The 5,463-nt window shown below is 64.6% G+C and carries 5 protein-coding genes and 1 pseudogene; 3 read left to right on the top strand and 3 right to left on the bottom strand.

Features of this window, described 5'->3' with window-relative positions:
* Window positions 1–399: pseudogene (locus ACHZD8_RS17760) on the bottom strand (cation:proton antiporter); the annotation flags it as partial.
* Window positions 400–565: 166 nt separating this feature from the next.
* Window positions 566–982, bottom strand: a complete 417-nt coding sequence (locus ACHZD8_RS17755) for a GNAT family N-acetyltransferase (RefSeq protein ID WP_394771752.1) — start codon at window positions 980–982, stop codon at window positions 566–568.
* A gap of 214 nt (window positions 983–1,196) precedes the next feature.
* On the opposite strand from ACHZD8_RS17755, the gene ACHZD8_RS17750 reads away from it, so the two are divergent.
* On the top strand, window positions 1,197–1,751 hold the full coding sequence (locus tag ACHZD8_RS17750; RefSeq protein ID WP_394771751.1) for a DinB family protein: 555 nt from the start codon (window positions 1,197–1,199) through the stop codon (window positions 1,749–1,751).
* Window positions 1,752–2,313: 562 nt separating this feature from the next.
* Window positions 2,314–2,880 (top strand): hypothetical protein, encoded by a 567-nt coding sequence (locus tag ACHZD8_RS17745; RefSeq protein WP_394771750.1) that lies wholly within the window; start codon window positions 2,314–2,316, stop codon window positions 2,878–2,880.
* 193 nt (window positions 2,881–3,073) lie between these two features.
* On the opposite strand, the gene ACHZD8_RS17740 is transcribed toward ACHZD8_RS17745, so the two are convergent.
* On the bottom strand, window positions 3,074–3,484 hold the full coding sequence (locus ACHZD8_RS17740; RefSeq protein ID WP_394771749.1) for a DUF2834 domain-containing protein: 411 nt from the start codon (window positions 3,482–3,484) through the stop codon (window positions 3,074–3,076).
* Window positions 3,485–3,624: 140 nt separating this feature from the next.
* Between ACHZD8_RS17740 and ACHZD8_RS17735 the strand changes: the two genes are divergently transcribed.
* Window positions 3,625–5,367, top strand: coding sequence for a gamma-glutamyltransferase family protein (locus ACHZD8_RS17735; RefSeq protein WP_394771748.1), 1,743 nt, complete (start codon window positions 3,625–3,627; stop codon window positions 5,365–5,367).
* The last annotated feature ends 96 nt before the right edge of the window (window positions 5,368–5,463 follow it).

The raw sequence follows: 5,463 nt of genomic DNA, 5'->3' as shown, positions 1-5,463 counted from the left end.
GATCGGCAGGATGAGGGCGGCGGATGACGAGGCGATCAGCACCCCGTACAGCGCGCCGTGACCGGTGCCGAACAGAGCGGCTAGGACGATGCCCGCGAGAGCGGCCAGCACCCCGACGAGTACCGCGCCGACGAGTCCGCGACGGAGCGCGCGCCGCACCGTGACATCCCGCACCGGCACGTTCGATCCGACAACGAACATCACCAGGGCGAAGCCGACTTGAGCAAGCACGGTGAAGGTCGGTTCCTTCGAGTCGAGTAGTCGAAGACCGGAGGCCCCGACGAGCAACCCTCCAAGCAACTCCCCCACCACCGCCGGCAGATGCCAGGATTCTCGGCCAGCCAGCAGCGGACCGAGCAGGCCGACGAGCACCACGAGTGCGAGCAGCGAGAAGCCCATGGCGTCAGGCTAGCGCGGCTGGACTCGCGCACGGGCCCATCCAACTCCATCTTGAACTGCGATGGTGACTTCGGCTCCATCACGATGATCGTTCCCCTGGGAGACAGCATCGGCGCGTTCGGCGTCAGATCGGATGGACCTCGGAGCTGTCGCGTTGGAGTATTCGCTAATGGTGCAGGAGCTTGCGTCTCATCACAGGTCGGGTTGGGTAGGTTCGCCCGATCTCGGTGAACCCGGCTCGGTGAAACATGGCCAGCGTTCCGGTGAAGAGGGCGGATGGCGACGGTGCGCCAGCGAGAGCGCGGATGTCTACGGGGTGGCCGTCGAGCACCGACGCGTCGTGCCGCACCGCCCAGGCCGCCGCTGCGTTGAGCAGCTCGGCTCCGATGCCCTTCCCTCGGTGTTCGCGGCGCAGCACGAAGCAAGATACCCACCATGCATTGGGATCGTCGTCAAGGATCCTGGACAGAGCGCGGTTCTCAGTGATTCCCGGAAGCGTCCAGCGCGGTACTACCCGCGTCCAGCCGACGACGTTGTCGTCGAGGTAGGCCAGCAAGCCGATCGGGACTTCGGCGTCCTGCACTTCACGTCGAAGGGCGCTTCGATTGTCCGACTCCCTGTGCCGAAGAAATCGTTGGCACCAGCACGAGTTGGGGTCCTTCTCTCGGGGTCCGAAGACATGCCCCAGTCGTGGCCACTGCTCTGCGGTCGCTGGCACGATGCGCACAGCGGCGGAGGGGTCGGATCCTTCCCCGGCGGCGGCGTCCATGTCTGTCCTCTGCTCTAGGTTTTCCCCTATGACGGTAGACCTCGATGAGCACGGGCGCACACAGCCACCCCTGGACGGTACCGAATGGGAAACCTTGACCGGGTTCCTCGACTACCAGCGAGCCACATTCGCAAGGAAGAGCGCCGACCTCACGGTCACACAACTCTCGCAACGCCTGCCGCCGGTCAACACCGCGAGCAGCATTACTCTCGCCGGACTGATGAAGCACTTGGCTTACGTCGAGGACGACTGGTTCGGACGCTGGCTCCACGACGAGCCACGCCGGGAGCCCTGGGCTTCGGTGGACTGGGCGGCAGAACCGGATTGGGAGTGGACATCTGCCCGAGCGGATACCCCAGAGGCACTCCGCACCCTGTGGCAGGAGTCGATCGCGCGCGCTCGGACCGCCGCGGAAAAGGCCTTTACGGTCGGCGGGCTCGGCTGCAAGACCCGTCGGAGTTGGCCGGACGGCAGATCACCCAGCCTGCGCTGGGTTCTCACCCACATGATCGAGGAATACGCGCGTCACAACGGCCACGCCGATCTTCTCCGTGAATCAATAGACGGCCAAGTCGGTGAATAGTGCGACATCCGGATAGCTTTGCGCCTACAGACGGAGCAGTCCGGTGAATTTAGTCAGCCCGGTGGCATCGTGTCGGTGGCCTCTCAGCAGGTCGGCGCACGATGAAGGAATGCAAGCAAACCGCCGTCTGCTGTTTTGGCTGCGTGTTCCGTACGCCGCGGACATCGCACTGGTAGTGATAGGTGTCGTTCTGTTGCTTACTGGACGTGACGTTGGATGGTCGGTGCTGATCTTTGCCGGGGTGCGAGCGGTCATCGGGACTTTTGCCCTCCTGGTGTTAGCCCCGCGAATTATCGCTCAGAGATCCGGTACTCCGCGGGAGTGATTCGCCTGCGATGAGTGTCCGACTGGGAACCCTGCATCGTCGTCCGTTCGACGTCCCCCCACCGGTAGCGGCAAAACTGGCGCCTGGCGTCGCGTGGCGCGCCATCAACGACGAGTTGTGCTCCCGCGATAATAAGTGGATGAGGATCCTCAGCGTTGCTCTTTCGACCAGCTCGGGAAGGCCTCCTCGGGGAGTGTCGTTCGGGTTCTCATCCATTGTTATTAGGCGAAAGATTCAATGACTGCATCGAACGCCAGACAGACCATGATGACGCCGACCAGCGCGATGCTTGTCTTTATCGCGCCGGCGTTGTTGGTGATCGCTCAATTGGTGAGTGGGAACCCGACTTCGGGCGTGTGGCTTTTCCTCGAGGGAGGTCTTGGCGTCTTGTGCGTGCTCTGGGCGGTGGTGATCCCGTGGTTCGTGACCCGATCGTTTCGGTTGTTGAGAACAGCGTTGGCGAAGGAGATTGAGACAGGTGTTGCTCAGATAGTCGCTTTGCGCTCATCAGATCATCGATACGGCCAATTCGTGGTTCTGGTGACAGACGCCTCCGCCATACGGGTCTACCGGGCCTCGACCTCAGTCGAGGTCGTCGCGTGGTCCGAGGTCGCGTCACTGCATAAAGTCCAAACCGGAATCCTCGGTCGTGAGTCCGTGACGGCGCATGGGCACGAGGGGGAATGCCTCCTGGACTTCATCCCGATGCACAACTCTGGTATCAACCAGTTGGGGGCACGGCGCCTAGAAGATTATGTGGCGCGAATTTTGCGCCTTCGACCACAAAATTCCCTGCCGCATTAATGCACTCTTGCATTGACATAGGTCAAGGCCAGAAGCAACTGCTCTGGTTTTATCGCCCAGCAGGGCAGAGTGATGCGCTGATGATCTTCAACCGATACAGCTGCGCTCACCCGGCAGCATCGAGCGGTGCGCAGTGCTACACCTCTGGCGTACCGCCGTTATGGCGCCTAGTTACAAGGTGGATGACATCCCCTCAATCCCTCGCGTCGGTGGCCCGGGCGCCGCCCTCAGACTTCCGCTTGGTGAGGGCCCGTTGCCGCATGGCAAGGAACAGCGGGAACACGAAGGCGTATGCCGTGAGCCCGGCGAGCACGACATAGATCCAGCCGCCTCGAAGACCGAGTCGGCGTGCTTCCACGATGATCAAAATGCTGCCAGCAATGGCGGCCACCAGCAGGTCCACCGTGAGAGACGAGACAGCCGGACCGCTGTTCACCCAGTCGCCGGCGAAGTTGCGCAGTTGCACGATCGCGAGGGCGTTGAATGTCCAGGTGCCGACAAGCCCGATGAGGGCGAGCACCAGGTACGTGACGGCGAGAGGCGTCCAATGCCGCCTGATCGAGGAGCGGGAGCCGGGTGTCGTGATGCTATCGGGAGGTGTCATGTCCCCATGATGGCGGGTCACCGCCGCATCCGGCGATCTTCACGGCCCGCGCCTAGAATTTGCAGACCGTGACTTCTTCGACATCATTCACTCCGCCAAATCCCGACACCACACGCCCGACCCTCCGCGGCACTTTCGGCATGGTCGCCTCCACCCACTGGATCGCGACGGCGGCCGCCCAAGCGGTGCTCGAACGCGGCGGCAACGCCTTCGATGCCGCCACCGCCGGTGCTTTCGTGTTGCATGTGGTCGAGCCGCATCTAAACGGCCCGGGGGGCGACCTCGTTGGCATCTTTGCCACCGCTGCTGACCCCTCGCGACCGCTCGTGCTCATGGGACAGGGCCCCGCGCCTCACAACGCCACGATCGAGCACTATCGGGCCGAGGGTCTCGACCTGGTGCCAGGCGCTGGGGCGCTCGCCGCCGCAATTCCCGGCGCCGTCGACGCCTGGCTGCTGCTGCTGCGAGACCACGGCAGCTGGGAGCTCGGCGAGGTGTTTGCCTTCGCCCGTGACTACGCCAGGCATGGGCATCCGCTACTCGGCCGGGTGAGCGCGACGATCGCCGCGGTCTCGGATCTCTTCGAGACTCACTGGCCGTCCTCGGCAGCGCTCTGGATGCCGCAGGGCCGAGTGCCCCAAGCCGGCGAGCTGCTGGTGAACACCGCCTATGCCGACACCCTCGACCGCCTCGTGGATGCTGGTCGGCACGCCGACTCCCGCCAGGGGAGGATCGACGCGGCCCGTGCAGAATGGAGCACCGGATTCGTGGCCGAGGCTGCCGCCCGGTTCGTGCGCGAAAAGCATCGTCATTCCTCGGGCACCGACCACGCCGGCGTGATCGACGAGCAGGATTTTGCGGCTTTCCGGGCAAGCTACGAGCCAGCGGTCACGCTCGACTTCCGGGGCGTTACCGTCGCGAAATCCGCAGCCTGGGGCCAGGGTCCCGCCCTGTTACAGTGTCTCGCGGTACTCGACGGATTCGACGACGAGCGGCTCGATCCGTCGACCGCGCTCGGTGCCCACACCATCCTCGAGGCGCAGAAGCTGAGCTTCGCCGACCGGGAGGCCTATTACGGAGACGTGGAGGTTCCGCTCCCCTATCTTCTCTCTGCAAGCTACGCGGAGCAGCGTCGCGTCCTCATCACCGATCGGGCCTCGAGCGAATTCCGGCCTGGGTCAGTGCCAGGGGTTCGGGCCTATCACCCGCCGCTGCGGAACTCGTCTGACCCCACCGGGGCGAACGACGAATTTGTCGGAAGCGGCGAGCCGACGGTCTCCCCCACCGGAGTCACCGCCGGAGACACCTGCCATATCGATGTGGTCGACGCGTGGGGCAACATGATCTCGGTTACACCCTCGGGTGGGTGGCTGCAGTCCTCCCCGACGATCCCCGAGCTCGGGTTCTGCCTTGGCAGTCGACTACAGATGATGTGGCTCGACCCGAGTTCGCCGTCGGCGCTCCTGCCTGGACGGCGTCCACGAACCACCCTCACCCCCACGCTGCTGCTGCGCGACGGCCATCCGATCGCCGCCCTCGGTACACCAGGCGGCGACCAGCAGGACCAGTGGCAGTTGCTATACCTGCTGCGCACCCTGGTCGGCGGCTATTCACCGCAGGAGGCGATCGACGCGCCGGCGTTCCACACGACCTCGTTTCCCGAGTCCTTCTGGCCGCGCACCTGGGAGCCCGGCGGCGCGGTGGTTGAAGGGCGGTTGGGGGCGGATGTCATCGCCGAGCTGCGCACGCGGGGTCATCGCATCACCGTGGCGGGTGACTGGAGCCTCGGGCGGCTCTCCTCGGTGGGCCGGGATGCCAGCACCGGGCTGCTCACCGCCGCGGCGAATCCGCGGGGTGCTCAGGGCTACGCGGCGGGTCGCTGATTCGGCTCATTGATTCGGCACGCTGGTCCGGATTCGGTGACAGTCCTCGGAACGCTGCTGCTTCCAGCCGGTAGGTTTGTCCCATGCGACTTGGCG

Source organism: Lacisediminihabitans sp. (assembly GCF_043726815.1).
Classification (GTDB): domain Bacteria; phylum Actinomycetota; class Actinomycetes; order Actinomycetales; family Microbacteriaceae; genus Lacisediminihabitans.
This window is presented reverse-complemented; position numbering and strand designations above follow the sequence as displayed.